We start from the raw sequence: 25,423 nt of genomic DNA, 5'->3' as shown, positions 1-25,423 counted from the left end.
CGGATGGGCGACCGATTCTAAACACGACCGGTCGCCGCGGCGCGCGGCCCGAGACGCGGATCACCGGGACGGTGTCATGAGGATCTCGTTCGTCATCAACGGAACCCGCGGGGACGTCCAACCGGCATCGGTGCTGGCGAGGGCGCTCGCACTCCGTGGCCACGATGTGCGTCTCGCGGTGCCGCCCAACATGGTCCGGTCCGCCCGGACCTGGGCGGACGGCGCCGTGCGGCCGGAGGTCGTGCCGCTCGGCCAGGACACGCGTGCCCACCTCGAGATGGTGGCACGGGCCCGCGCTCAGGCTGGGCGTCACCCGCTGCGACGTCTGCGCGTCCTGCTGTCGCTGCGAAACGCCGGATGGGACCACCTCGTCACCGACATGGCAGCGGTCGTCGACGGAGCGGACGTCATCGTGACCGGGTTGATCACCGAGCAGCCCGCGCTCGCCTTCGCCGAATCGGCCGGTGTCCCGTTGGTATCGATCCACCACGCCCCCGTACGCCGCAACCACCGGGTCGGCCCTGTTCCCGGCCGGCTTCCGGGCGGCCCCCGTGCCGTCCGTGCGCAATGGGTCGCCTACGACGCCGTTTTCGGGCTGCTCACCAGGCGACGGGAGCGTCGCCTCCGCGCCGCACTGGGTTCGACCGGGACGTCAGAGCCCTACTCCGCTCGACTGCGGGCGGCGGCGGGTCGGGAGTTGCAGGCCTACGACCCGTTGTTCGGAGTGCCCGACGACCGGTCCGGACCGCACGATCGGTTGTGGGTCGCCGACTCGACGGCTCGCCCGCGACCGACGGTGGGGTTTCTCGGGTTGCCCGGGGACTGTCCGGTCACCGGCTCCGACGCACTCGCGTCCTGGCTCGACGCCGGCGACGCCCCGGTCTACGTGGGTTTCGGCAGCATGCCGTTGCGGGGAGAGGAGAGCATCCTGCGCGCCGTCGCAGAGCTCGGCCGCCGGCTCGGTCGTCGGATTCTGGTCTGTGCCGGCTGGACCGAACTGAGCGCCGAGGTGCGCAGCGGTGTGGAGTCCGACGCGGTGCGGGTCGAGACCCAGGTCGACCACCGCACGGTCTTCGGCCGGTGCGCGGTCGTGGTCCACCACGGGGGCGCCGGGACCACCGCGGCCGTGCTGCACGCCGGCCGGCCGTCGGTGATCTGCTGGTACGGCGCGGATCAGCCGTTCTGGGGTGCCGAACTCGAACGGCTGGGTGTCGGCGTGTCGATGCCGATGGCCCGTGTGGGACGTGACCTGGACGTGGATCGGCTGTGCGATGCCGTCGCGGCGATGCTCGACCCCGCGGTCGCCGATCGGGCCGCGCGACTGACGACGGTCCTGGTGAGCGAGGACGCGGCGCTGGTGGACGCCGTGCACGCGGTCGAGAGTTCGGTGACAAGCTCATGCACGAGGGAACCGTGTTCGCGGGGACCGCAGACGCGTAGCGGAACGAAGGTGGACGTATGACGACGATGCAGTCGCACGCGGGAGGACGACCCGAGGGCGAGCGGGCGGCCGGGGCAGAGCGGGGCGTGCGTGGCCTCGCGACACGCGTACGCGCCGAGGGGTCGGCGATCCGTGGCGACCGGCTGACGTCGGAAGACGCCCCGTTCTGGTTCGTCACACCGGCACTCGGCTGGTCGGTCGTGCTCCAGCTGGTCTGGGTGTTCGACGAGGAGGTCTCGATCGAGGCACTCACCGCGATGAACGCGGCACTGGCGCGCGGTCGGCTGAACCGCATGCTCGTCGTGCCGGATGTCCGCGGGGCGCGTCCGCGCTGGGTCGAGGCGCCCGACGCACCCGGACTGGCAGCCGACAGCGAGCCGGTGTCGGAGACGGAGATCGACGAGTGGGCGACCGCCGAGATGTCCGCTGTTCCTCTCGATGCCGAAGGTGGGCGGTGCTGGCGATTGCGGTCGGTCCCCACCGCGGACGGCGGCACCGTGGTCTCCCTGTGCGCCCTGCACGTGGTCACCGACGGTCGTGGCATGCTCGCGGCCGCAACCGAGGCCGCCGAGGCCTCAGCGGTGCCGCTGGACCCCGCGTCCGGTCCCGGGGCCGCGGCGGCCGACGAGCCGACCCTCCCGTCGGTCTCGTGGCGTCGCCGGCGGGCCGGCGATGTCGTGGATGCCGGGTCGCAGGTCGTGGCGGTCGTCGCCGGACTCGCCCGGGCGGCACTCGAACAGCGCAAGGCCGGCGGCCCCGAACCCGACCCGCGCCCGGCCCGGCCCCCGATCGCCGAACGGTCGCCCGCCGCCGAGTTCACCTGGGCCACCGCAACCGTGCCGGCGGCGGACTTCGACCGGGTCGCCGCCGAACACGACGGCACCGCCAACACCCTCTTCATCGCCGTGGTCAGCGGCCTGTTGCGCTCGAGTGGCCATGCACCGCTGCCGAATCCGATCAAGGTCGGGGTTCCGGTGGACCGCCGCGAGAGCGAGGCGGACACCAGGTCCAATCCGATCGCGGGCGTGTCGGTGTACCTGACCGACGAGCCGGTCGCCGGCGGCGACCTCGGCGGCATCAGGTCCGCGTGCAAGGCGGCCTTCGTCCGCCTGTCCGAGGGCCGGCGGGCCCCGCACATCCATCTGCGACCACTGGCCTGGTTCCTCCCGCCGGCCGTGATCGTCAAGATCGTCAGCGCCGGCAACGGGATTCCCGACGCGGTGATCTCCAACCTCGGTGACGTGCCGCCCGCGGCGACGGTGCTGGGCGGCAGGCCGGCGCGCAAGATCGCCTTCCGGGGAATGGCGCAGGGCGTCGACGCCTCGGCGGGACAGCGATTCGGCGACGGGGTCCAGTCGTGGCTCGTCCGCACGCGGGACCAGGTGACGTTCACCGTGCTCGGTTGCGACGAGTCGAGTTTCTCCTCCGACGCCGTCGTCGCGGACCTGCTCGACCGTGAACTGACGGCGTGGGGGCTGCCCCACGAGATCTGGTGACCCATTGAACCCGGTGATACCGAGGAGAACACATGACTGCAACGGTGACCGACATCCCACCCGCCCAGGTGCTTCGCGTGACGGGCCCCGACGAGTCCTATCTGCTCGTGGCGGAACTGTTCGGGATGGGTGCCCCGATCCAGATCACGTGGGTCTTCGACGACGATCCGGGGGATGAGGCGATCGACTCGCTGCGGGCCGGCCTCGCGGCCGGACCGCTGCACCGTGCCGTGTCCCGCCGTCGGGTCCCGTTCGCCCGCCACCGCTGGGTTCGGTCGCCGCATCCGGCGCAGGCCGGGCGGGTGGAGGTCGTCGACGCCGACAGGGTCGGGGAATGGGCCGATTCGGTGCTCCGCGCGAGTCGTCTCGATCCCGTGCACGGGTCCGGATGGCAGCTCGACTCGGCGCGGATCACCGGCGGCGGCCGTGCGGTGTCGTTGCTCGCCTCCCACATGATCACCGACGGCCACGGTCTGTACCGGCTGGTGGCCGACGCGGCGGCAGGGCGGACCGCGAGCCTTCCCACGACCGGCAGCGGACGCTCCTGGGACGCCGTGCGCGCCGATGCCGCCGACGCCGCGCTGTCGATACGGGCCGCCGCGCGATCCGTGGGGATTCTGCTCCGCGAGGCCCGGGCGGCGCGGTCTGCCCGCTCCGGCGACGACCAGGCCGATCCGCGGTCCGCACGAACAACCCCGAGGCGGGTCCCACCAGGGTCCGACCCGGACACGACGCTGGCGACGGTCGACGTCTCGGCGACCGATTGGGCCGCGCGCGCCGCGGAACACGGCGGCACCGGAAACTCGTTGTTCACTGCGCTCCTGGCCGGGATCGTGCACCGTTCGGGTCGTCCGCTCGACGGCCCGATGACGGTGTGCATCGCGGTCAGCACGAGAGACGGCGACGACGACCACCGCGCCAACGCATCGGGCGGGGTGTGGGTCCGGATCGCCGATCCCGTCGAACCGGGCTCCGACCTCACCACCATCCGGTCGTCGAGCAAGCGGGCCTTCGTCGAGTACGCCGAGTCCGGTGGCGATCAGGCAGCCGACAACCTCCAGCCGATCGTTCGCATGTTGCCGCGGCGACTCATCGGCCGGCTGATGCGCGCGATCCCGGGACCCGACACGACCGTGTCGAACCTGGGGACGACCCCGGAGTCGGCGTTGCGCATCGGCGGCCGCACCGCGTCCCGGTTCGCCATCCGAGCGGTCATGCAGGGCATGCCCGCGCAGGAGCGGCGGGTACGCGGTCCGGCGATCGCCGCCTGGGCGGTCACCTACGGCGACACGGTCACCCTCACCTTCTTCGGCATCGACCCCGACCACTTCGGCGACGCCGGGCGGTTGCGCACCCTGATCGCCGACGAGCTGACCGCCTGGCGGGTCGGGCACCGGTTCTGGTGACGGCGCACCACATCTCGATCGTCCTGTACGGCAGTCGGGGCGACATCCAGCCGGGGGTCTGTCTGGCCCTCGAACTGCAGGCGCGCGGCCATCGCGTCAGCGTCCTCGTCCCGCCGAACCTCTCCGGCCTCGCGCGGGCCACCGGGGTCGGGGACGTCCACGAGATCGGCCTCGACTCCGATGCGGCATGGTCGTCGCATGGCGCGCGGTCGGCGCGCTCGAGTCGTAACCCGCTGGCGCGGATCGCATTCGCGCTGCGCACCGTCCGAGGCGGATTCGACGCCCTCGACGCCGACCTCGAGCGTCTGTTCGTCCCGGAGTCGGCGCCGCTGCACGGCACCGGTCTCCTCGTCGCCGCGCCACTGTGCCAGGACCGCGTGATCGCGGTGGCCGAACACCTGGGCGTCCCGCTGACCGTGCTGCGATACGGCCCGATGTCGGAGAACGGACTCATCGGTGCCGTGCCCGGCCTCACCGAACGATGGTCACCGGCCGCCAAGCGCCGGTCCTGGCGCGTCGCCGACCGGCTGACCTGGGCCGCGACCGGCTGGAACGAGAACCGCTTCCGGCGCCGGATCGGACTCCGCCCGAGCCGCGGGCCGCTGCCGCGGCGTCTGGTCGCCGACCGAACCCCGCAGATCCAGGCCTACGACGCGGAGATGGTGCCGGGTCTCGCCGCCGAGTGGGACGACCGCAGACCCCTTGTCGGCTTCTTCGACCTCCCGGCGTCGAGCCGGCCCGGCATCACCGAGATCGGCGCGGACACAACCGAACTCGCCGAGTGGCTGGACGCCGGCGAGCCGCCGCTGTTCCTCACCTTCGGCAGCATGCCGATCCTCGACCCGCACACGCTGGTCGCACGCTGGCGTACCGCTGCGCGTGCGCACGGGGTGCGGTGCCTCATCGCCATGGGAGAAGCGACCGGCATCGACCCCGACGACCCCGATGTCTTCCACACCGCCGGCGTCGACCACGCGTCGGTGCTACCGCGGTGTGTCGCCGCGGTCCATCACGGCGGCGCCGGGACCACCGCGGCCGGCCTGCGGGCCGGACTCCCGACCCTCGTCTGCGCGGTCACCGCCGATCAGCCCTTCTGGGGCGAGCGGGTCCGGGCGCTCGGTGTGGGGGCGACCGTCCGGCTGTCGACGTTCACCGACGAGGATGCACACGCGGGCCTGCGAACCGTGCTCGCCGCCGAGACCCGTTCGGCGGCCGCTGCATTCGCGCGAAGGATGACGTCCCCTGGCAAGTCCGTCGCCGCCGCGGCGGACATCTGCGAATCCCGGCTGAGATGACGACATCGACGACCGCGGCCACCAACCCCGAAGGGCTGGTGGCCGCGGTGCGACGGTCGTCCTACTCGCCGAACGCCTCGTCGAGGATCTCCTGCTGCTCGACCGCGTGGACCTTGCTCGATCCCGAGGACGGCGCGGACATCGCACGGCGCGACACCCGGCGCAGTCCGCCGAGCACGTCCGGCAGCACCTCGGGCAACCAGAGGCCGAGGAACGGCCACGGGCCCTGGTTGGCGGGTTCTTCCTGTACCCAACGGAATTCGCTCGCGTTACCGTACTGCTCGAGCGTCTTGCGGAGCCGGCGGTGCGGAACCGGGTAGAGCTGCTCGATGCGCACGACGGCGATGTCCTCGCGCTTCTCCTTGTCGCGGCGGGCGGCCAGCTCGTAGTAGAGCTTGCCGCTCACCAGCAGGACGCGCTTGACCTTGCTGCGGTCGGCGCTCGAGTCATTCGACCCGCTCGCTCCGCTCCCGGCGTCGGCCTTCTCGAAGTGCGGGTCGTCGATCACCGAGCGGAACTTGTCGTCGGTGAAGTCCTCGACCGGGCTCACCGCGGCCTTGTTGCGCAGCATCGACTTCGGGGTGAAGACGATCAGCGGGCGGCTGATGCCGTCGAGGACGTGGCGGCGCAACAGGTGGAAGTAGCTCGCCGGCGTCGACGGCAGGGCCACCGTCATCGAACCCTCGGCACACAGCTGCAGGAAGCGCTCGATGCGGCCCGAGGTGTGGTCGGGTCCCTGCCCCTCGTGACCGTGCGGCAGCAGCAGCACGACGTCGGAGAGCTGGCCCCACTTGGCCTCACCCGACGAGATGAACTCGTCGATGATGGACTGCGCGCCGTTGACGAAGTCGCCGAACTGCGCTTCCCAGACCACGAGCGCGTCCGGGTTGCCGACCGAGTAGCCGTATTCGAAGCCGACGACCGCGAACTCCGAGAGCGGGGAGTCGTAGACCATGAACCGGCCGCCGTTGCTCTCCTCGTCGGCGGGCTGCAGATGGTTGAGCGGGGTGTACTCCGAGCCGGAGCTGCGGTCGATGAGCACCGAGTGACGCTGGGTGAAGGTACCGCGACGCGAATCCTGGCCGGACAGACGCACTGTGCGCCCCTCCATGACCAGCGACCCGAACGCCAGCAACTCGGCGAACGCCCAATCGATGTTGCCCTTGCGTGCGGCCTCGGCACGACGCTCCAGGACCGGCTTCACGCGGGGGTGCGGGGTGAAGCCGTCGGGCACGTTGACGAAGGCGTCGCCGATCAGCTCGAGCGTCGTGCTGTCGACCGCGGTCACCAGCTTCGTCGGCAGTGTCTGGTCGGACTCGACGGACGGCGACGGCTCGACGCTGAACTTCTCGAGTTCCTTGACCTCGTTGAAGACGCGCTCGAGCTGACCCTGGTAGTCGCGCAGTGCGTCCTCGGCCTCCTTGGTCGAGATGTCGCCGCGGCCGATCAGGGCTTCGGTGTAGCTCTTGCGGACGCCGCGCTTGGTGTCGATCACCTCGTACATCGCCGGCTGCGTCATCGACGGGTCGTCGCCCTCGTTGTGTCCGCGGCGGCGGAAGCACACGAGGTCGATGACGACGTCCTTGTTGTAGGCCTGGCGGTAGTCCACGGCGAGCTTGGCGGCCCAGACACAGGCCTCGGGGTCATCGCTGTTGACGTGGAAGATCGGCGCACCGATCATCTTCGCCACGTCGGTGCAGTATTCGGTCGACCGCGAGTGCTCGGGTGCGGTGGTGAAGCCGACCTGGTTGTTCACCACGATGTGCACGGTGCCGCCGGTGCGGTAGCCGGGCAGCATCGCCATGTTGAGCGTCTCGGCGACCACGCCCTGACCGGCGAACGCGGCGTCGCCGTGCAGCATGAGCGGCAGGATCGGAAACCGATCGTCGTCGTCCATGAGGTCCTGCTTGGCGCGCACCAGACCCTCGAGAACCGGGTCGACGGCCTCGAGGTGGCTCGGGTTGGCCGTGAGCGACACGTTGATCTCGTTGTCGCCGAACATCTGGTAGTACTTGCCCTCGGCACCGAGGTGGTACTTCACGTCGCCCGACCCGTGCGCCTGCGACGGGTTCAGGTTGCCCTCGAACTCCGTGAAGATCTTCGAGTACGGCTTGCCGACGATGTTGGCGAGCACGTTCAGGCGGCCACGGTGCGGCATGCCGATGACGACCTCGGAGAGGTTGTGCTCGGCGCTCTGGTCGATCACCGCGTCCATCATCGGGATGACCGACTCGGCGCCCTCGAGCGAGAAGCGCTTCTGCCCGACGTACTTGGTCTGCAGGAACGTCTCGAACGCCTCGGCGGCGTTGAGCTTGCTCAGGATGTACTTCTGCTCGCCGACCGGCGGCTTGACGTGCTTGATCTCGACCCGTTCCTGCAGCCATTTCTGCTGCTCGGGTTCGAGGATGTGGGTGTACTCGACACCGACGTGCCGGCAGTACGCGTCGCGCAGGATCGACAGCACGTCCCGGAGCTTCATCTTCTCCTGGCCGTGGAACCCGCCGACCTTGAAGCTGCGGTCGAGGTCCCAGAGGGTCAGGCCGTAGTTCTGGATGTCGAGGTCCGGATGGCTGCTGCGCGCGTCGCTGTCCATCATGAGCGGATCGATGTCGGCCATCAGGTGGCCGCGGCTGCGGTAGGCCGCGATCAGCTCCAGGACCCGGGTGCTCTTGTCGACGAGGCCCGCGGGCAGGTCGCGACGCCAGCGGATCGGCTCGTACGGCACGTGGAACGCGGTGAAGATCTCGTCGTAGAACGCGTCGTCGATCAGGAGTTCGTGGATCGTGCGCAGGAAGTCGCCCGACTCCGCGCCCTGGATGATCCGGTGATCGTAGGTCGACGTGAGGGTCATGAGCTTGCCGACGCCGAGCTCGGCGATCTGCTCCTCGCTCGCGCCCTGGAACTCGGCCGGGTACTCCATCGCGCCGGCACCGATGATGGCGCCCTGGCCCTTCATCAGGCGGGGGACCGAGTGCACGGTGCCGATGGTGCCCGGGTTGGTCAGCGAGATGGTGACCCCGGAGAAGTCGTCGGCGCCGAGCTTGCCGTCGCGGGCCCGGCGGACGATGTCCTGGTAGGCGGTGTAGAACTCGGCGAAACCCATCGTCTCGCACTGCTTGATCGCGGCGACGACCAGCGTGCGGTTGCCGTCCTTGCCGACCAGGTCGATGGCCAGACCCAGGTTGGTGTGTGCCGGCGTGACGACGTTGGGCTTCCCGTCGATCTCGGCGAAGTGCCGGTTCATGTTCGGGAACGCCTTGATGGCCTGAACGATCGCGTAACCCAGGATGTGGGTGAAGCTGATCTTGCCGCCGCGGGTACGCGCGAGGTGGTTGTTGACGACGATCCGGTTGTCGATCATCGCCTTGGCGGGCACGGCCCGGACGCTGGTGGCCGTCGGGATCTCCAACGACAGCGCCATGTTCTTCGCGATGGCCGCGGCGGGACCGCGCAGCACCTTGTTGCCATCGGCGTTCTCGGACTTCTGGCCTTCGGACGCGCTCGCCTTGCCTGCTTCCGGCTTGGTGGGCTTGGGCTGCGATCGCGCCGAACCGTCGCGACTGGCGACGCTGTGGCCCGATGCGGCCTTCGTCGCGGTGGACTCCTTGGCGGGGGCGGGCTTGCGCGGCGCGGTGCGGGCGGGCGTCTGATCCAGGGTGACCTGCTTGCGCGGTGCGGCCTCCGCGGCCGGTGCGGACGCGCTGCGCGCGGACCCGTTGGTCGACGAACTCGAGGACGAGGAGGTGGTGGAAGTCGTTGTGGCGGAGCGCTTTGCGGAATTCGAGGGCGGGGAGGCGGCCGCGGCGGAGCCGCCGTTGTCGCCGGGCTCGTAGTTCTTCAGTAGTTCGTGCCAACTCGGGTCGACCGAGTTCGGGTCTTCTTTGTACTGCTGGTACATTTCCTCGACCAGCCACGTGTTCTGTCCGAAGTCTGAAATCGAACTGCTGCTCACAGCGGTATCTCGCCTCAATTCCCTGAAGGTGCCGGGTTCTCTGCCACGCGTCGTCTCTTGTGGAGACTATCGGTGAACCACCTGACGATGCTACGCGTCGTCGACTCGCTCGCGCTGACCGACCTGTTACTACGGAGTCAGGTCCGAGGTGGCCCGCGTGACCGTCGTGGCGGCGGTCCGTGCGCTGGTCGGAGCGGGTGGATCGTTGTCGGGCACCGCCGGCTCGTCGGGATCGACACCGGCATCCCAGAAGCCGCGGTACCTCTCTCCCAACGCGAGCAACTCGTCGTGTGTTCCGAGCTCGACGATCCGCCCGCCGTCGACCACGGCGATGGCATCGGCGCGGGCGGCGGTCGCCAGCCGATGCGCGACGATCACCGAGGTGCGGTGCCGGGTCACCGCGCGGCCGGCGGCGAGCACCTGGGCCTCGGTCGCCTGGTCGAGGGTCGCGGTCGCCTCGTCGAGCAGGAGCAGATCGGGTTCGACGAGCTCGGCCCGCGCCAGCGCGATGAGCTGGCGCTGCCCCGAACTCAGTCCCTGTCCGCGCTCGCCGATCGGATGATTCATCCGGCCGGGGAGGACGGCGATCATGCGCAGCGCGCCGACCGCGGCCGCGGCGTCGACGATCGCGGCCCGATCGGCACCGGGCCGGCCGTAGGCGATGTTCTCGGCGACCGTGCCGGTGAACAGGTGCGGCTCCTGCGGGACCAGACCGAGTCGCCTGCGGTATCCGGCGAGGTCGTAGTCGCCGATGTCGGTGCCGTCGACGACGACGCGGCCGGTGGTCGGGTCGTAGAAGCGGGCCAGGAGCTTGACGATCGTGGACTTCCCGGCGCCGGTCCGGCCGACGAGTGCCAGCGACGACCCGGCCGGGATGTGCAGGTCGACGCCGGCCAGCGCGTCCGTCGAGGAGCCCTGATAGCGGAAGCCCACCCGCTCGAAGTCGACGACGCCGTCGAATCCGGTGTCGGGCGGGGACTCGGCCCGCGCCGAGGTACGCAACGAACTCGGCGTGCGCAGCAGGTCACCGATGCGCCGGAGACCCACCGCCGCCTGCTGGTAGCCGTCGAACACCTGCGACAGCTGCTGGACCGGACCGAAGAGCATCGTCAGGTAGAGCACGAAGGCGACCAGGGTGCCCGCCGAGAGCGACCCCGAGGCCACCTGACCGGCGCCGACCCCGAGCGCGATCGCGGTGGCGACGTCCGACATGAGCTGGATGAGCGGGAAGTAGGCGGCGATCGCGCGCTGCGACACCATCCGCGCCTCGACCCATTCCGCCGACCGCTGCGCGAACCGCGTCTGGGCGCTGTCGGTGCGCAGGTAGGTCTGGGTGGTCTTGATGCCGGCGATGTTCTCCTGGAAGTCGGCGTTGACGACGCTGATCAGTTCGCGCGAGCGGGTGTATGCGCGACTCGCCACACGCCGGAAGACGATCGTCGCGCCGATCAGCAGCGGGAAGACGGGCATCACCAGCAGCCCGAGGACAGGACCGGTGACCAACAGTGCGACCCCGACGCCGACCAGGGTCAGGACAGCCACGATCGCCGAGGTGAGCCCCGTCTGCAGGAACGTCGACAACGCGTCGATGTCGGTCGTCATGCGCGTCATGATCCGCCCCGACAGCTCGCGCTCGTAGTAGTCGAGTCCGAGTCGCTGGATGTGGGCGTAGCTGCGGATGCGCAGGCCGAACAGCACGCGTTCGCCGGCCCGGGTCGAGGTGATCGTCATCGACTTCGCGGCGACCCAGCCGACCGCGACCAGCGCGCCGCCGCCGAGCGCGGCCCACAGCAGGGTCGACCGCTCGGTGTGCCCCGTCGCGTCGATGACCGCCCGCGCGATGCTCGGGAAGGCCAGACCGACGAGGGTGTCGACCGCGATGGCGAGCAGTGCGGCGGCGAGCAGCCACCGAACCGGCGCGAGGAGGCCGCGCAGGGTGAAGACCGGGTTCTCGCGCCGAGCGGCGTCGACGTCGACCTCGGGACGCTCCACCGCAGGCGGGAGGGCGTCCACGGACGCCTGGAGTTCGGGGGTGGCCGGCATGGAACCCAGTGCGCTGGCGACGCCACCCCCGCGACCGGTCCGGGAGCCCGCCCCGGCCGCGGGCGAGGTCCGGGCTGCGACGCCGCCGGACTCGGATTCGACTGTCGGCCAGAGGTTCTCGATGTCGGTCGCGGTCGGGCCGCGCAGCGGCGGCGCGGTGTCGACCACCGCGGCCTCACCGGGTGTGCCGTCGGGGGGCGCCGTGCTCGACATCAGCTCGCGGAACCGCGGTGACGTGGCCTCGAGCTCGGCGAGGGTGCCCAGCGCCGTGATCCGGCCGTCGTCGAGCACGGCGACGCGGTCGGCGAGGACGAGCGTCGACCGGCGGTGGGCGAGCACCAGCATTGTGGCGCGCCGGGTGCGCAACCCGCCCAGGATGCGGGACTCGGTGGTCGCGTCGACCGCGGATGTCGCGTCGTCGAGGACGAGGATGCGGGGATCGGCGAAGAGCGCCCGTGCCAGCGCGATGCGCTGGCGCTGACCGCCCGACAGGGTGAGCCCGCGCTCGCCGATGACGGTGTCGTAACCGTCGGGCAGTGCGTCGATGAACTCGGCGGCGTCGGCGGCGGCGGCCGCCACTCGGACCCGGTCGGCGACATCGGGTGCGGTCGCGGCCGGGCCCATCGCGATGTTGGCGGTGATGGTGTCCGAGAACAGGAACGGCTCGTCGAAGACCACGGCCAGGGCGCGGTGCAGGGCCTCGGGCGCCAGGTCGTCGATCCGGTACCGGGGGCGGTCCGCGTCGGCTCCGGTGCCCTCGCCGAGCAGGGAGATGGTCCCGGTGTCGGGTCGTTCGAACCGGCTGACCAGGTCGGCGACGGTCGACTTCCCGGAGCCGGGGGGACCCACGATCGCCACGCATTCGCCCGGTTCGATCCGGAGGTCGATCCCGGACAGCACCGCGGGCGGGTCGTCGGCGTCGTGCGTGTGATGGGCGAATCCCACCCCGGCCAGTTCGACGCCCAGGGGGCCGTCGGGAAGTGAGCCGGTCGCGGCGTCGCCCGGGTCGTGGGGATGGTCGATGACGTCGTAGACGCGTTCGACCGCCGCGCGCGCGAGTTGCGCGTTGACGATGAGGTTCGTCAGCAACCGGGCGATACCCGTCATCGTGGCGACATAGGTGCTGAACGCGAGGAAGGTGCCGGCGGTGATCGCGCCGGTCATCGTGAGATAACCACCCACCACGATCACCCCGACCATGCCCAGCTGCGGGATCGCGGCGAGCGTCGGGGCGAACCGCGAGTTGATCCGCGCGGCGCGCAGCCGTCGCGCGAACACCGTCCGGCAGCGGGTGATGAGGTCGTCGACGGCACGGTCTTCCTGCCCGAAGCCCTTCACGACCCGTACGCCGGTGACGGTCTCCTCGACGTGCTGGGCGACGTCGGCGGCCGACTGCTGGGCCGACCACGTCGCGGCGAACAGGCGGCGTCGCGTCCGCCACACCTCGACGGCGATCAACGGGACGATCAGCAGCGCCACGCCGGTCAGGAGCGGCGACAGGTAGGCCATGATCGCCAGGGCCACGACCATCTGCACCGCGGCGCCCAGGGACAACGGCGCCATGGCGAGCAGGCTCTGCACCACCTGGATGTCGGTGATGGACCGGGACACGATCTGACCGGTGCGGATCTGGTGCTGGCTGCGACCGTCGAGGTGCAGCAGCGTGTCGAGCAGTCGGAGTCGGAGCGAGTTCTGCACGCTCACGGCCAGTCGCCCGGCGAACACCCGCCGGCCCATGTGGCACGCGTACCGCACGACGGCGAAGACGACCAGGGCGACGATGACGGTGCGCAGGGACAGACCGTCGTCGACGACGCCGGTCGCATGGTCGACCGCCGCCTTGGTCAGCAACGGCATGAGCACGTCGACCCCGACCGCGATCAGCGTGACGGTCATCGTGATGACCACGACGCGCCGGTATCGCCACGATTCGCCGACGAGCCGGCGAATCCACCCGGGCGCGGGCGCGGACGGAGTGGGTAGTGGGGGTGCCGCGATCACCAGGAACCGGGCGGGAGCGGATCCGGGGTGGGTGTCTCGGTGAAGTCGACGTCGATGACCCACGCCCGGGGAGCCGGTCCGAAGGCATCCCGGGCGTTGTGTACCACCTTGCGGCCCAGGGCGCGGCTGCCCGCGCCGCCGATGACCGCGCCGATCCCCGCGGGCATCAGCTTGCCGAAGATCAGTGGCGCCCGGCGGATCGCGTACTTGCGGACGAGTTTGTTCACCAGGGTCTTGTTCAGCTTGGTGATCGCCCCGGACGGCAGAGCCGCGCCGCCGAGCCTGCGCAGGGCGCCGCCGCCGGTGCCGACCACCCGACCGAGCGCCAGCACGCCCTCTTCGCCCAGTGCGACGGTCATGACGAGTGCCTTGCGGCGTTCGGATTCGTGCACCGGGATGCCGTGCACCTCGGCGATCGACAGCGCGAGCAGCGCCGAGGCCTCGAGGAAGAACGCCGTGTCCCCGGTCATCGCGCCGAAGGCGGTCATCGTGCCGACTCCGGGCACCGCGGCGGCCGCGCCGACCGCTCCGCCGGAACCGGTGACCGCGTTCAGATAGCGCTTCTCGAGCCGCTCGATGATCTGCGCGGGGGAGTCGTCGGGGTACTTCCGCCGCAGCGAGTCCACGTACTTCTTCACCGCGGGCGCCTGCAGCCGCTGCGCCCGGTCCAGGAGACCGCCGGTCACCTCGACGGCCTTGCCCGGCGGCGTGCGACCCTTGTCCGTCGACAGTCCCTGTGTCGTCTTGTCTTTCATGTCCGGTCTCTCTCGCTCTGGGGTACCCAATCCTGTGCGGGCACGACTTCGGCGGGTCGTGGGGGGCCGGGTGGCGTGCCGTCGCCGAACGGCCGACCGCCGAGGTCGGCACGATGGTGTTCGGTGAGCCAGCCACGCAGATCCGGCCCCTTGGGCACGATCTGGGTGGGATTCACATCGGTGTGCACGATGTAGTAGTGCTGCTTGATCTGCGTGAAGTCGGTCGTGTCGCCGAAGCCGGGCGTCTGGAACAGGTCGCGGGCATAGGCCCACAGGACCGGCATCTCGCTCAACTTGCTGCGATTGCACTTGAAGTGACCGTGGTAGACCGCGTCGAACCGCGCCAGGGTGGTGAACAGGCGCACGTCGGCCTCGGTGATCGTGTCGCCGACCAGGTAGCGCTGCGTCGACAGTCGGTCCGACAGCTCGTCGAGCTTGGTGAACAAGCGATCGTAGGCCGCGTCGTAGGCCTCCTGGCTGCCGGCGAAACCGCAGCGGTACACACCGTTGTTGACCTCGGTGTAGACGCCGTGGCTGACCTCGTCGATCTCGTCGCGCAGACGTTCCGGGTAGAGCTCCGGTGCGCCGTCCCGGTGGAAGGCGGTCCATTCCAGGGAGAAGTCGATGGTGATCTGCGGGAAGTCATTGGTGACGACCTCGCCGGTCGGCACGTCGACGATCGCGGGCACGGTGATCCCCTTGGGATAGCCGGGGATCCGCTTCTCGTAGGCGTCCTTGAGCCGCGGGATCTGCAGGACCGGGTCGACTCCGCCGGGGTCGAGATCGAAGGTCCACGAGTTCTTGTCGTGCGTGGGGCCGCACAGTCCGAGGGAGATGGCGTCCTCGAGCCCGAGGAGCCGCCGGACGATCAGCGTCCGGTTGGCCCACGGGCACGCGCGGGCGGCGACGAGCCGATAGCGGCCCGCCTCGACCGGGTAGCCGTCCCGGCCGTCGGCGGTGATGCGGGTCTCGATGTACTTCGTGTCCCGGACGAATTCCTCGCCGGTCATCACGTACGAACCCTGTTCGTCCTCGGATGCGGTGCTCTGGTCGGACTCGGTGGTCATGGGTTCCACAGTAATGATGTCCGGCGACAATGATGTCCGGCGACGATGACGTCCGACGACGATGATGTCCGGCGACAGACGACCCGGTCGCGGTCGAACCCCGCGATCGTGCGGGTCGTCGGCGAATCGGACAGGTCTAGCATCGGGAAAATGCGATCGAGCGACGCCACCCGCGGCGAGAACGCGGGTACCGACGAGATGGTCACCACCCGGCCGTGGGCCGCGATGCTGGCGCTCTGTGTGGGCTTCTTCATGATCCTCGTCGACATGACGATCGTGGCCGTGGCCCAGCCGCGAATCCAGGCCGATCTCGACACAAACGTCAACGGCGTCGTCTGGGTCACCAGTGCGTACCTGCTCACCTACGCGGTGCCGCTGCTGATCACCGGCAGGCTGGGTGACAAGTTCGGTCCCAAGACGATGTACCAGATCGGTCTCGCGGTCTTCACCGTGGCGAGTCTCTGGTGCGGGTTGTCGTCGTCGATCGGGGAGCTGATCGGCGCGCGCGCACTCCAGGGTGTCGGCGCGGCGCTCATCACCCCGCAGACGATGGCACTGATCACGCGCATCTTCCCGGCCGAGAAGCGCGGCGCCGCAATGGGTGTGTGGGGCACCGTCGCCGGCGTCGCGACCCTCGTCGGACCGCTGCTCGGCGGTGTCCTGACCGACGCATTCGGCTGGGAGTGGATCTTCTTCATCAACCTGCCGGTCGGCGTCGTCGGTCTCGTCCTCGCCGCGATCCTCGTCCCACGGGTCGGGACCAACGACCACCAGTTCGACTGGATCGGCGTCGCGCTGTCCGCCGTCGGTCTGTCCGCGCTGGTCTTCGGCATCCAGGAGGGGGAGACCTTCGCCTGGGATGCCTGGATCTGGCTGCTCATCGTCGGTGGTCTGGTGGTCCTCGGGGTCTTCGTCTACTGGCAGTCCCGGATCCGCACGGAGCCGCTGGTCCCGCTGTCGCTGTTCCGCGACCGCAACTTCTCGCTGTCGACCATCGGCATCGCCTCGATGGGTTTCGCGGTGTCCGCGATGATGATCCCGCTGACCTTCTTCCTCCAGCTCGTCGGCGGGATGTCGCCGACCGAGTCGGCGGTGGTCCTGGTGCCGATGGCCGTGCTGACCGGTGTCCTGGCCCCGTTCGTCGGGCGGATGGTCGACCGCGTGCACCCGCGCACGATCGTGTCCTCGGCATTGCTGCTGAACGCGATCGCGATCGCGTGGCTGGGCTTCGTGGCGCGTCCGGAGACCCCGGTCTGGCTGATCGTCGTCCCGCTGTGCCTCATGGGTGTGGCCTCGGCCGGAATCTGGGCGCCGCTGGCGGCGACGGCCACCCGCAACCTGCCGTGGCATCAGGCCGGTGCCGGTGCGGGCGTGTACAACACACTGCGGGTCATCGGCTCGGTGCTGGGTTCGGCGATGATCGGCGCGCTCCTGCAGACCCGGCTCGCGGCCGAGCTGCCCGGGGTCGACGCCGAGAACGCGCAGGACGGCGCGGCGGGCCAGCTGCCGGAGTTCCTCCGCGAGGGTTTCGCCGCCGCGATGGGACAGTCGCTGTACCTACCCGCGGCCGCGCTGCTGATCGGCGTCGTCGCGACGTTCTTCTTCGTGCGCCCCGCGCACCAGACCGTTCCACCCCAGGTCGTCGATCCACACGCGGTGGCCACCGACGCCCGGTAGCCGACCGCCGTCCCGGGGTCCGGGCGCCGGCGAGCGCGCGTCCCACGATCTGTCGGGACCCGACCGTAAGGTTGCGCCCATGCGGATCGTGCACACCTCCGACTGGCACCTGGGCCGGACGTTCCACGGGGTCGAGCTCCTCGCCGACCAGCGCCGCGCGCTGACCCACCTGGCCGAGCTCGTCGCGGCGGAGTCGGCCGACGCCGTCATCGTCGCCGGGGACGTCTACGACCGGTCTGTCCCGTCCGCGGACGCGGTGCGGGTGTACGACGAGGGCCTGGCCGAGATCGCCGCTGCGGGAGCGCAGATCGTCGTCACCTCGGGCAATCACGATTCACCCACCCGGCTCGGCGCCGGATCGGGGTTCGCGGCGGCCGGCGGCCTGCACCTGCGGACCTCGATCGCCGACATCGACCGGCCGGTCCTGCTCGCCGACGCCCACGGCGACGTCGCGATCTACGGCATCCCGTATCTCGAACCCGACACCGCGCGCCGCCACCTCGGGGTCGAGTCGGCCGGCGGCCACACCGCGGTGCTCGACGCCGCCATGACGCGGGTCCGCACCGACCTCGCCGCGCGCCGCGCCCGGTCCGTGGTGGTGGCGCATGCCTTCGTCAGCGGGGCCGCCGCCTCCGGGTCGGAGCGCTCGATCAGCGTCGGCGGTGTCGAAACCGTTCCCGCCGAGACGTTCTCCGGGGCAGACTACGTGGCACTCGGTCATCTGCACTCGCCGCAGCGCGTCACCGACACCGTCCGGTACAGCGGGTCGTTGCTGCCGTACTCCTTCGGCGAGCGAACCCATCGCAAGGCCGCCCTGGTGATCGACCTCGACGCCGACGGTGTCGCGGAGGTTCGTCCGCACGAGCTGCCCGTCGTTCGCGAATTGAGCTCCCTCACCGGCGTTCTCGGCGATCTGCTGACTGATCAGCAGTACGACGCGGCGCAGGACCACTACGTCGAGGTGACGCTGACCGACCCGGTCCGCCCCACCGATGCGATGCGACGCCTGCGTGAGCGTTTCCCGTTCGCCGTCCACGTGCAGTGGGAGCGTCCGCATTCCGGCTCCGGGGTCGACTACCGGTCCCGTGTGCGTGGGCGGAGCGACGCCGAGATCGTCGCCTCGTTCATCTCCGACGTGCGCGATGAGCCGACGAAGGGGGAGCGGGTGCTCCTCGAGCGGGCACTGCGCGCCGTGGTCGGCGAGCCCGAATCCGACGCCGCCGAACTGACTCTCTTCGACATCGAGGCGATCGTCGCGGAATCCGCATGAGGTTGCATCGCTTGCGCATCCGCGCGTTCGGCCCCTTTGCCGACGAGATCACCGTCGACTTCGACGACCTCGGCGGCGACGGACTGTTCCTGTTGCACGGCCAGACCGGTGCGGGTAAGACGACGGTGCTCGACGCCGTGGCCTTCGCGTTGTTCGGGCGGGTCCCTGGCGTGCGTGACGTCAATCGGCGACTGCATTCGGATCACGCGGCGGCCGACGAGATCCCGGAGGTCGAACTGGAGGCGACCATCGCGTCCCGTCGTCTGCGGATCACGCGGTCGCCCGAGCACGAGCGACCCAAGAAGCGCGGGAACGGCACCCGTAAGGTGAACGCCCGGGCGACGCTGATGTGGGTGGACGGGTCAGGTCCCGACCTGACCCGTATCCCCGAGATCGGTGACGCGGTGGTCCGGCTGCTCGGGATGAGTGCCGACCAGTTCTTCCAGGTGGTGCTGCTGCCCCAGGGCGACTTCGCACGGTTCCTGCGCGCGCACTCCGATGAGCGGGAAGCGTTGCTGGAGAGGCTGTTCGACACCGAACGTTTCGGTGATCTGGAGGAGTGGCTGCGCGAGCGGGCCCGCGAGAGCGCGGCCAGGCTGACCGAGCAGACCGCGGTGCTCGACCGGATCGCCGGCCAGATCGTGGCGGTCGGTGGTGCCGACCCGGCCGCCGAGCCAGACTTCGACTGGGCGCAGGAGTGTCTCGAGCGTGCCCGGGCGGTCGCGGAGCGCACGCTCGCGGAATCGACTGCGGCACAGGCTGCGGCGGACCAGGCGCAGGCCGCCCACGAGAGCGGGAGCCGGCTCGTGGAGCTGCGACGCCGGGGGCGTGCGGCCACCGAGCGTCTGGCCCGGCTCGCCGACGGGGAGCAGTCGCTGGCGGCCGCCGCGCACGCTCGCCGGCTCGCGCTGCGGGCGGCGCCGATCGTGCCGCTCGCCGACGACTCCGACCGGGTGGCGCGCGAACTCTCGGCCGCCGAACAGTCCGTTGCCGCTGCGCGTGCCGAACTGTGCCGGATGCCCGAGGGCGAGATCCTGTGTGCCGTCGAGCCGGACGCGGACCTCGACGAGCGCCTGGACGCCGCGATCGACCGCTGGACCGAGGAATCGGGTCGATGGGAACCCCTCGCCCAGCGGGTTGCGCAGCGGCCGGCACTGGTCGCCGAGATAGATGCACTCGACACGGCCCTCGCCGACGCCGATCGCCGGGTCGCCCAGACGCGGGAGTCGCTCGAGGCCGCACCGGGTCGGCGTGCCGAGGCCGCCGACGCGCTCCAGGCAGCCGGAGACCTGCGCATACAGGCCCCGAAGCTGCGGGCCGAGCGTGACGCACTGCGACGGGTCCGCGACGCCCTGACCGACCGGGACGAGGTCCTCGTGCGGCTCGCCGCCGCCGACAAGGAGCTGCTCGGCGCACGCGACGCGCATACCGACGCCCGGGAGCGGGTGCTCGACGCCCGGGAACGCCGCCTCGCCGGGATGGCCGTGGAACTGGCAGGCGAGCTCGTCGACGGAGAGCCGTGCGTCGTCTGCGGTTCGGTTGCGCACCCGCAGCCGGCAACGGATGTCGCCGCCTCGCTCGAGACGGCCACCGACGAGGAGGAGGCGACCGCAGCCGAGGAGCGGGCGAGTGCGATCAAGGCCATCGCGCAATCCGCGGTGGCCGCGCTCGGCGAACGCCGCGCCCATCTCGACGCCGTCATCGGCGGTGCCGACGCCGCGACCGTCGATGCCGACCTCACCCGTGTGAGTGCCGAACTCGCGGCGGCGGAGCGTGCCGCGTCTCGACTTCCCGCACTGCAGAAGGCCGTCGACCGGATCGACGCCGAGATCGATGCGTGGCGCACCGTCATCGCCGACACCGAGGCGGGACAGTCGGCGCGTCGCGAGCGCGTGAACTCCTTGCGCGAGAACCTCACCGAGCTCGACGCGGCAGTCCGCGAAGCGACCGGTGGGCGCGGCGGGGTCGCCGAGCGGCGACGTGAACTCGCCGACCTGGTCCGCCGCGCACGTCGGTTGCGCGACGCCCGCCAGGAGGCCGCGCGAACACGGGATCGGGTGGCCGAGGCGACCGACCGGTTGTCCGCTGCCTGCGCCGGCGCGGGATTCGACGACGTCACGGCGGTTCGGGCGGCGTTCGCCCCGGATACCCGCATCGCCGCGTGGGACGCGATGCTGCAGGAGGCGGCGAGTCTGCGCGCCGCCGCGGAGGAGACCCTCGCCGACGACGATGTGCGGGCTGCGATGACGGCTCCCGAGCCGGACCTCGACCGCCTCACCGCCGATCGCGATGCCGCGCGCCGCCGCCTCGACACCGCGTCGAAGGCACACGCCGTGGCCGGTCGGCAGGCGGCGGGGCTCGAGGAGTTCGTCACCCAGTTCTGGGCGGCCCTCGACGCCCTGGCGCCGATGCGGGACCGTCACGCCGAACTCCAGGGACTGGCCGAGCTGGTCAGTGGGCGAGGCCAGAATGCGCGCCGGATGTCCCTGCGGTCGTACGTGCTGGCCGCGCGCCTCGATGAAGTGCTCGTCGCCGCGTCCGGCCGGTTGCGTGAGATGTCCTCGGGCCGTTACGAGTTCGTCCACACCGACGCCGCGGGTGTCCGGGGCCGGCGCGGCGGCCTGGGCATCGAGGTGCGCGACGAGTACACCGGTGCACTCCGGGCGACGACGACCCTGTCCGGCGGGGAGACGTTCTTCGCATCGCTCGCTCTCGCACTCGGCCTCGCCGACGTCGTCTCCGCGGAGTCGGGCGGACGCGTGCTCGACACCATCTTCATCGACGAGGGATTCGGCACCCTCGACCCCGAGGCGCTCGACCTCGTGATGGGTGTTCTCGACGACCTCCGGACCGGTGGGCGTGTCGTCGGCGTGGTGAGTCATGTCGACGAACTCCGGGCACGAATCCCGGCCCAACTGCATGTCCTGCGCGGTGAGCACGGGTCGTCGGTGCGGGTGCAGAGCCCCCTCGGCGTGTCGTGAGCTGCCCGATTGGGATGCCGGTGGAACAGTGCGCTAGGCTGAGTCCCGCCCGATGAGCCCCCGTAGCTCAGGGGATAGAGCGTCTGCCTCCGGAGCAGAAGGCCGCAGGTTCGAATCCTGCCGGGGGCACCAACACCGTTTCTTTCAAACCCGCGTCTACGTGCGCGGGTTTGTTCTGTTTCTCGAGGTCGCCCGGGTTCTGAGGTCCGAGGGCCGGAGACGCCGCAGATTCGCGTCCGACCGTCGAGGCGGCGGTTCGTATGGACTCGAACGGTTCCTTCAAGGTCCCCGTGGCCTCGTCCTCACCCAGCTCGATCTTTATGAAAAAAGCCTGGTTGTAGAGCCGACGGACGGATGGTGCGGCAGCCATGTAACCCATGTGGCAGTTCGCTGCGTAACGCATCGCGAGCTGGAGGTTGTGCTCGATCTCGACCGCTTTGGTGATCGATCTCTCCATCTGCGTCTCGATTGTGGCGAGCTGTCGGGCAATACGGTCTTGCTCGGTCTTGAGGAGGTCGAGCGGTACGGCACCTGCGTAGTGCGCGCGAAGGAGTTGAGTGCGTTCGGTTAGCAAGCGGTCCTTCTGAGTGGTCAGTTCCCGGTGCGCCTGATCCACGGCTGCCTGACTATTCGACAACTCGGCCTGAACGAACGAACTGACCGATTCGTGCTGCTCGGGCGTCAGCTGTACGTCGCGGTACAGATCCTCCACCAGGCTCTCGGCGATGTCGATGGGGATCGCTTTTTGGTAGCAGTCATTTCGCTTCTGGTGGCGGCCGATACACATGAAGTAGGGGTAGATCCGACCTTGGCGGTTCTTGGCCATCGTCACCACGAGGCGGCTTCCGCAGCGGCAAAACACCGAGGACTTCAGGTAGTGCGGATGTTCGCGTTGCTTCTCGCCGCTCGCGTGCTCGCCCAGGACGACCTGAACTTGTTCCCACGTTTGCGGATCGATCAGGGGCTCGTGTCGTCCCGGATATGAAATCTCGCGGTAGACAACCTCGCCCTTGTAGTACGGGTTGCGCAGGAGCTTACTGAGTGAGTTGATTCTGATCGGTTGCCCTGGGCGGTTACGTGCGCCGCGTGAGGTGAACCCCTTGGCTTCGAGCGCCTCCGTTAATGTTCGGAGTGTCCAAGCGCCGGTGGCGTATTGCTGGTAGGCCCAGGTGATGAGCGGCCCTCGCTCGGGATCGATGTCAACCGTTCGGATCTCACGACCGTCGGCGTTGATGGCGGCGACGTTTCGGTATCCGAGGGGAGCGAGTCCCGGCGTTCCCCCCGTCCGTGCCTTCTGCTCCATGCCCTTGACGACCTCGGTAGCAAGGTTGCGCGAGTAGAACTCGGCGATGGAACTCATGATGCCGTGGAGCAGCATGCCCGACGCCGTCTCGTCAATGTTCTCAGTGCACGAGATCAGGCGCGCTCCTGCTTGCTGTATCCGCCAGGTGATCTCGACGTCGTCGCGTCGGTTCCGTGCCAGGCGGTCGAGCTTGTGGACGAAGACGTACTCGATGCCGTTCGTTTCGATGAAGTCGAGCATCTCCTTGAGTGCCGGCCGGTTGGCGGTGGACGTTCCTGACTCGCCACGTTCAACGAAGTCCCGCACGACCTCGCACTGGTAGGACTCGGCTTTGCGTTGGCATTGCTCGATCTGTGCAGGTATGGAGAACCCATCCCGCTCCCCGCCACGGGTTGCCTGATCGGCGGTCGAAACGCGCGCGTAGATGACGCCGCGTCGCGCATCCCCGGTTCCGTCCTGATCTGAGCGCGGATCGGTGGTCATGGTCATTGTTGATCTCCTGGAGTGCGGACCGGCGCTGCAGCGAGTTGTGTCGAACGAACCGCATGGTGGCGGCCCATGCAGCGCGGCGTCGCGTCGACGATGCCGATTTGATTGAGGCGAATGGTGATTGACCGCTCAGAGACCTGGAACAGGTCGGCGAGATCGTGGACGCTTTGGAGTCCCTGCATGTACGCGCGTTTGAGCAACACTCGGGGAACAAGTAGGCAGCCGGCGAAGTAGTCGGCGACGTACTCAGCGTGGTCGAGTTGGTGATCGCAGGTGATCGGCGGGTACAGGTAGTCGGTGTAGCCGTGATCGATGATGTGTTTGAACTCGTGGGCGGTCACGAAGCGCTGCCGGGTGAACCGCTGCTGTTGGTTGACTTCGATAACCCACTCCGTGCCATCCCAGTAGCACGCGCCGGAAAGCGGCGATGCGACGTGTTCGAGTCGGATCTTGGGGAGGCTCAGGATGACTTCCTCGGAGATGGGAGGCGCGTCGACGTGGTGCATCATGAGCAGATGTGAGGCCTGTAGTTCGGCGATGTGGAGGGCTTCGTCGATACTGAGTGGGCGGTGCGGCACGAGCTTGCGGAGACGTCGCAAGGCGCCTGCGTGATCGAGTGCGTTGTGTGGCATATCATTTCCCTCCCTTCATGATCTTTAGTGCTATTCGTCTTCGCCCGGTTGTGGTCCCGACGCGGCCCGGTCGTGGGTGGCGGCGATTCGCTCGATGTGGGTCTCGATCTCCGCGATGGCAGATGGCGGGAGATGCTTGAACTTCGCCTTGAGGTAGATCGCGGGTGTCGGCAGTTGGCTGCTGGGCAGCCACCCGGCCGCGGTGTACAGATCCGCCACGGGGATGTCGAGCACGTCGCCGATATGCTTGAGACTGTCGACAGTCGGGTTGGCGATGTCGCCGTTCTCAATACGGATGAGCGTGGACTTATTGATCCCGGCGCGGTCGGCGACGGTCTGGGCGCTCAGGTGCTGTGCGATACGTTCTTTTCGAACGAGGTGGCCGATGACACGGCGTTGTACATTGTTCATTGCGTGAATTTCCTTCTCTATCAATCAATTCTAATTGACACGGTGCATTGGTGCAATGAATTTAAGGTTCGCTTAACAACTTTCGGGGTCCGGGTCAGCTCGCCCTACCCCGTAAATACCCAGACGCCCGATTCGTGCGGGTAGGTGGCCACCGAGCCGCTGAGTTCGAGATCGCGGGCGTATCCATCGATATCCACCTTCACGTAACCGCGCAGGGACTCAGGGACGACGCGGTCGAGCAGTTCGTCGAGCCCGTAGTCGTCGAGCAGTTCGGTGGCGTAGTCGCGGAGCGTCGGGTAGTCGCCGAGGTAGTTGTCGGTGAAGTGCGCGAGGCCGTCGAGGTTGCCGTCCATGACATCGGCCCATGCGCTGAACGCCGGACCATGCTCGGCGATGCCGCGTGCGACGGCGCAGACCCAGTCGAGTTGGTCGTACTCGCCGAGGCGGAGGTATCCGAAGTTCTCGAAGTCGTGGATGGCGAACTCTTCGGCGCCGGGGACTGGCGAGCGCGCCAGCATCTTCTGGATGTCGGCGGCGACGGCGTCTGGTTCGCGGGCGGCGTCTAACCAGGTGCCGTGCAGGCGTCCGTCGACGTAGTCGGCCAGGCTGGCGACGTAGATGCGCGGCGGATCGTGGAGCCGATCGTGCTCCGGCGTGTGCGCTGGTTCTTGGGTCGGCGCGTATTTTGGTGGCTGTGGTTCGTGGTTCATGTGTCCTCCTTTCGATTGCGTTGGTGGTGAGTGGGCCCCCGAAGGGCGGACAGCACGGATGGTCGCGGCGGCAGGTGCCGGAGGATCATTCGTGCGCCCGCCGCTTCGGGGGAGTGAGGGCCGGGGCGACCGGCTTGCTCTTAGGTGGCCGGTCCGTCCGTGGCTTTGCGGCCACGGGCGGGACTCTTGGAAGACGTCGGCGGCGGCGCGGTGCCGAACAGCGCCGCGATGGCGTCGCGGCGGGCGGCGGCGTCGCGTTCGATGTCGGCGAGCGCCTCGTCGGCGCGGTTGGCGAGATCGTGGGCGTCCTTGGCTGCCGCGATGTGGGCGTCCAGGGCTGCGTTGATCTCGTCGGTGATGGTGCTGCCGCGCAGGTTGGCGATCAGAGCCAGCTGCGCGTGCACCGCGCCTTTGAGACGCACAGCAAGCGTCTTGACCCCTGCTTTGGGGTCGTCCGGTGCGGACATGGGGACCTCCTCGGTGGTGGTGCGGCT

The 25,423-nt window shown here is 69.4% G+C and carries 15 protein-coding genes, 1 tRNA gene and 1 pseudogene; 8 read left to right on the top strand and 9 right to left on the bottom strand.

Annotated elements, in window-relative coordinates:
• Positions 1–76 precede the first annotated feature (76 nt).
• The 4 genes from AB4Z55_RS18340 to AB4Z55_RS18325 are packed head-to-tail and all read left to right on the top strand — an operon-like array spanning position 77 to position 5,638.
• A complete protein-coding gene (locus tag AB4Z55_RS18340) occupies positions 77–1,462 on the top strand; it encodes a glycosyltransferase (RefSeq protein WP_354560291.1) in 1,386 nt (461 codons plus the stop codon).
• A complete protein-coding gene (locus tag AB4Z55_RS18335; RefSeq protein WP_354560293.1) occupies positions 1,459–2,937 on the top strand; it encodes a hypothetical protein in 1,479 nt (492 codons plus the stop codon). Before AB4Z55_RS18340 ends, AB4Z55_RS18335 begins: the two co-directional genes overlap by 4 nt.
• 32 nt (positions 2,938–2,969) lie before the next feature.
• Positions 2,970–4,343, top strand: coding sequence for a hypothetical protein (locus AB4Z55_RS18330; RefSeq protein WP_354560294.1), 1,374 nt, complete (start codon positions 2,970–2,972; stop codon positions 4,341–4,343).
• Positions 4,340–5,638, top strand: a complete 1,299-nt coding sequence (locus tag AB4Z55_RS18325; RefSeq protein WP_354560295.1) for a nucleotide disphospho-sugar-binding domain-containing protein — start codon at positions 4,340–4,342, stop codon at positions 5,636–5,638. The genes AB4Z55_RS18330 and AB4Z55_RS18325 overlap by 4 nt, the downstream gene beginning before the upstream one ends.
• A 61-nt stretch (positions 5,639–5,699) precedes the next feature.
• On the opposite strand, the gene AB4Z55_RS18320 is transcribed toward AB4Z55_RS18325, so the two are convergent.
• The 4 genes from AB4Z55_RS18320 to AB4Z55_RS18305 form a co-directional block, all read right to left on the bottom strand.
• A complete protein-coding gene (locus tag AB4Z55_RS18320; RefSeq protein ID WP_101819003.1) occupies positions 5,700–9,590 on the bottom strand; it encodes a multifunctional oxoglutarate decarboxylase/oxoglutarate dehydrogenase thiamine pyrophosphate-binding subunit/dihydrolipoyllysine-residue succinyltransferase subunit in 3,891 nt (1,296 codons plus the stop codon).
• 129 nt (positions 9,591–9,719) lie between these two features.
• Positions 9,720–13,637 (bottom strand): ABC transporter ATP-binding protein, encoded by a 3,918-nt coding sequence (locus tag AB4Z55_RS18315; protein ID WP_354560344.1) that lies wholly within the window; start codon positions 13,635–13,637, stop codon positions 9,720–9,722.
• Entirely contained in the window at positions 13,631–14,389 is a 759-nt protein-coding gene (locus AB4Z55_RS18310; protein ID WP_101819002.1) for a hypothetical protein, read from the bottom strand. The genes AB4Z55_RS18315 and AB4Z55_RS18310 overlap by 7 nt, the downstream gene beginning before the upstream one ends.
• On the bottom strand, positions 14,386–15,456 hold the full coding sequence (locus tag AB4Z55_RS18305; protein WP_004021140.1) for a glutathione S-transferase family protein: 1,071 nt from the start codon (positions 15,454–15,456) through the stop codon (positions 14,386–14,388). The genes AB4Z55_RS18310 and AB4Z55_RS18305 overlap by 4 nt, the downstream gene beginning before the upstream one ends.
• 150 nt (positions 15,457–15,606) lie before the next feature.
• On the opposite strand from AB4Z55_RS18305, the gene AB4Z55_RS18300 reads away from it, so the two are divergent.
• The 4 genes from AB4Z55_RS18300 to AB4Z55_RS18285 all read left to right on the top strand — a co-directional run bounded on the left by AB4Z55_RS18300 (position 15,607) and on the right by AB4Z55_RS18285 (position 21,516).
• On the top strand, positions 15,607–17,133 hold the full coding sequence (locus tag AB4Z55_RS18300) for an MFS transporter (protein ID WP_004021139.1): 1,527 nt from the start codon (positions 15,607–15,609) through the stop codon (positions 17,131–17,133).
• 79 nt (positions 17,134–17,212) lie between these two features.
• Positions 17,213–18,403 (top strand): exonuclease SbcCD subunit D, encoded by a 1,191-nt coding sequence (locus AB4Z55_RS18295; protein ID WP_239403673.1) that lies wholly within the window; start codon positions 17,213–17,215, stop codon positions 18,401–18,403.
• A complete protein-coding gene (locus AB4Z55_RS18290) occupies positions 18,400–21,384 on the top strand; it encodes an SMC family ATPase (RefSeq protein WP_354560297.1) in 2,985 nt (994 codons plus the stop codon). Before AB4Z55_RS18295 ends, AB4Z55_RS18290 begins: the two co-directional genes overlap by 4 nt.
• Positions 21,385–21,440: 56 nt before the next feature.
• Positions 21,441–21,516 (top strand) — tRNA-Arg (locus AB4Z55_RS18285).
• 625 nt (positions 21,517–22,141) lie between these two features.
• Here the strand turns inward: AB4Z55_RS18285 and AB4Z55_RS18280 are convergent.
• The 5 genes and pseudogenes from AB4Z55_RS18280 to AB4Z55_RS18260 form a co-directional block, all read right to left on the bottom strand.
• Positions 22,142–23,170 (bottom strand): annotated as a pseudogene (locus AB4Z55_RS18280) (recombinase family protein); the annotation flags it as partial.
• A 2-nt stretch (positions 23,171–23,172) separates the two neighbouring features.
• Positions 23,173–23,685, bottom strand: a complete 513-nt coding sequence (locus AB4Z55_RS18275; protein ID WP_369520250.1) for an ImmA/IrrE family metallo-endopeptidase — start codon at positions 23,683–23,685, stop codon at positions 23,173–23,175.
• A gap of 153 nt (positions 23,686–23,838) precedes the next feature.
• Positions 23,839–24,243 (bottom strand): helix-turn-helix domain-containing protein, encoded by a 405-nt coding sequence (locus AB4Z55_RS18270; RefSeq protein ID WP_369520249.1) that lies wholly within the window; start codon positions 24,241–24,243, stop codon positions 23,839–23,841.
• An 80-nt stretch (positions 24,244–24,323) separates the two neighbouring features.
• Entirely contained in the window at positions 24,324–24,929 is a 606-nt protein-coding gene (locus AB4Z55_RS18265; RefSeq protein WP_369520248.1) for an antirestriction protein ArdA, read from the bottom strand.
• A gap of 140 nt (positions 24,930–25,069) precedes the next feature.
• Positions 25,070–25,396 (bottom strand): hypothetical protein, encoded by a 327-nt coding sequence (locus AB4Z55_RS18260; RefSeq protein WP_369520247.1) that lies wholly within the window; start codon positions 25,394–25,396, stop codon positions 25,070–25,072.
• Positions 25,397–25,423 lie beyond the last annotated feature (27 nt).

Source organism: Gordonia sp. ABKF26 (assembly GCF_041103195.1).
In the GTDB taxonomy this organism is placed as follows: Bacteria; Actinomycetota; Actinomycetes; order Mycobacteriales; family Mycobacteriaceae; genus Gordonia; species Gordonia terrae.
Note: the sequence above shows the minus strand (reverse complement) of the source record. Positions and strands in the feature narration are given on the sequence as shown.

Bases quoted from the DNA above. Each gene is read 5' to 3' on its own strand.
- AB4Z55_RS18275 (WP_369520250.1), bottom strand. From the start codon at position 23,685: ATGATGCACCACGTCGACGCGCCTCCCATCTCCGAGGAAGTCATCCTG.
- AB4Z55_RS18300 (WP_004021139.1), top strand. From the start codon at position 15,607: ATGCGATCGAGCGACGCCACCCGCGGCGAGAACGCGGGTACCGACGAG.
- AB4Z55_RS18340 (WP_354560291.1), top strand. From the start codon at position 77: ATGAGGATCTCGTTCGTCATCAACGGAACCCGCGGGGACGTCCAACCG.
- AB4Z55_RS18330 (WP_354560294.1), top strand. From the start codon at position 2,970: ATGACTGCAACGGTGACCGACATCCCACCCGCCCAGGTGCTTCGCGTG.
- AB4Z55_RS18305 (WP_004021140.1), bottom strand. From the start codon at position 15,456: ATGACCACCGAGTCCGACCAGAGCACCGCATCCGAGGACGAACAGGGT.
- AB4Z55_RS18290 (WP_354560297.1), top strand. From the start codon at position 18,400: ATGAGGTTGCATCGCTTGCGCATCCGCGCGTTCGGCCCCTTTGCCGAC.
- AB4Z55_RS18265 (WP_369520248.1), bottom strand. From the start codon at position 24,929: ATGAACCACGAACCACAGCCACCAAAATACGCGCCGACCCAAGAACCA.
- AB4Z55_RS18295 (WP_239403673.1), top strand. From the start codon at position 17,213: ATGCGGATCGTGCACACCTCCGACTGGCACCTGGGCCGGACGTTCCAC.
- AB4Z55_RS18310 (WP_101819002.1), bottom strand. From the start codon at position 14,389: ATGAAAGACAAGACGACACAGGGACTGTCGACGGACAAGGGTCGCACG.
- AB4Z55_RS18260 (WP_369520247.1), bottom strand. From the start codon at position 25,396: ATGTCCGCACCGGACGACCCCAAAGCAGGGGTCAAGACGCTTGCTGTG.
- AB4Z55_RS18335 (WP_354560293.1), top strand. From the start codon at position 1,459: ATGACGACGATGCAGTCGCACGCGGGAGGACGACCCGAGGGCGAGCGG.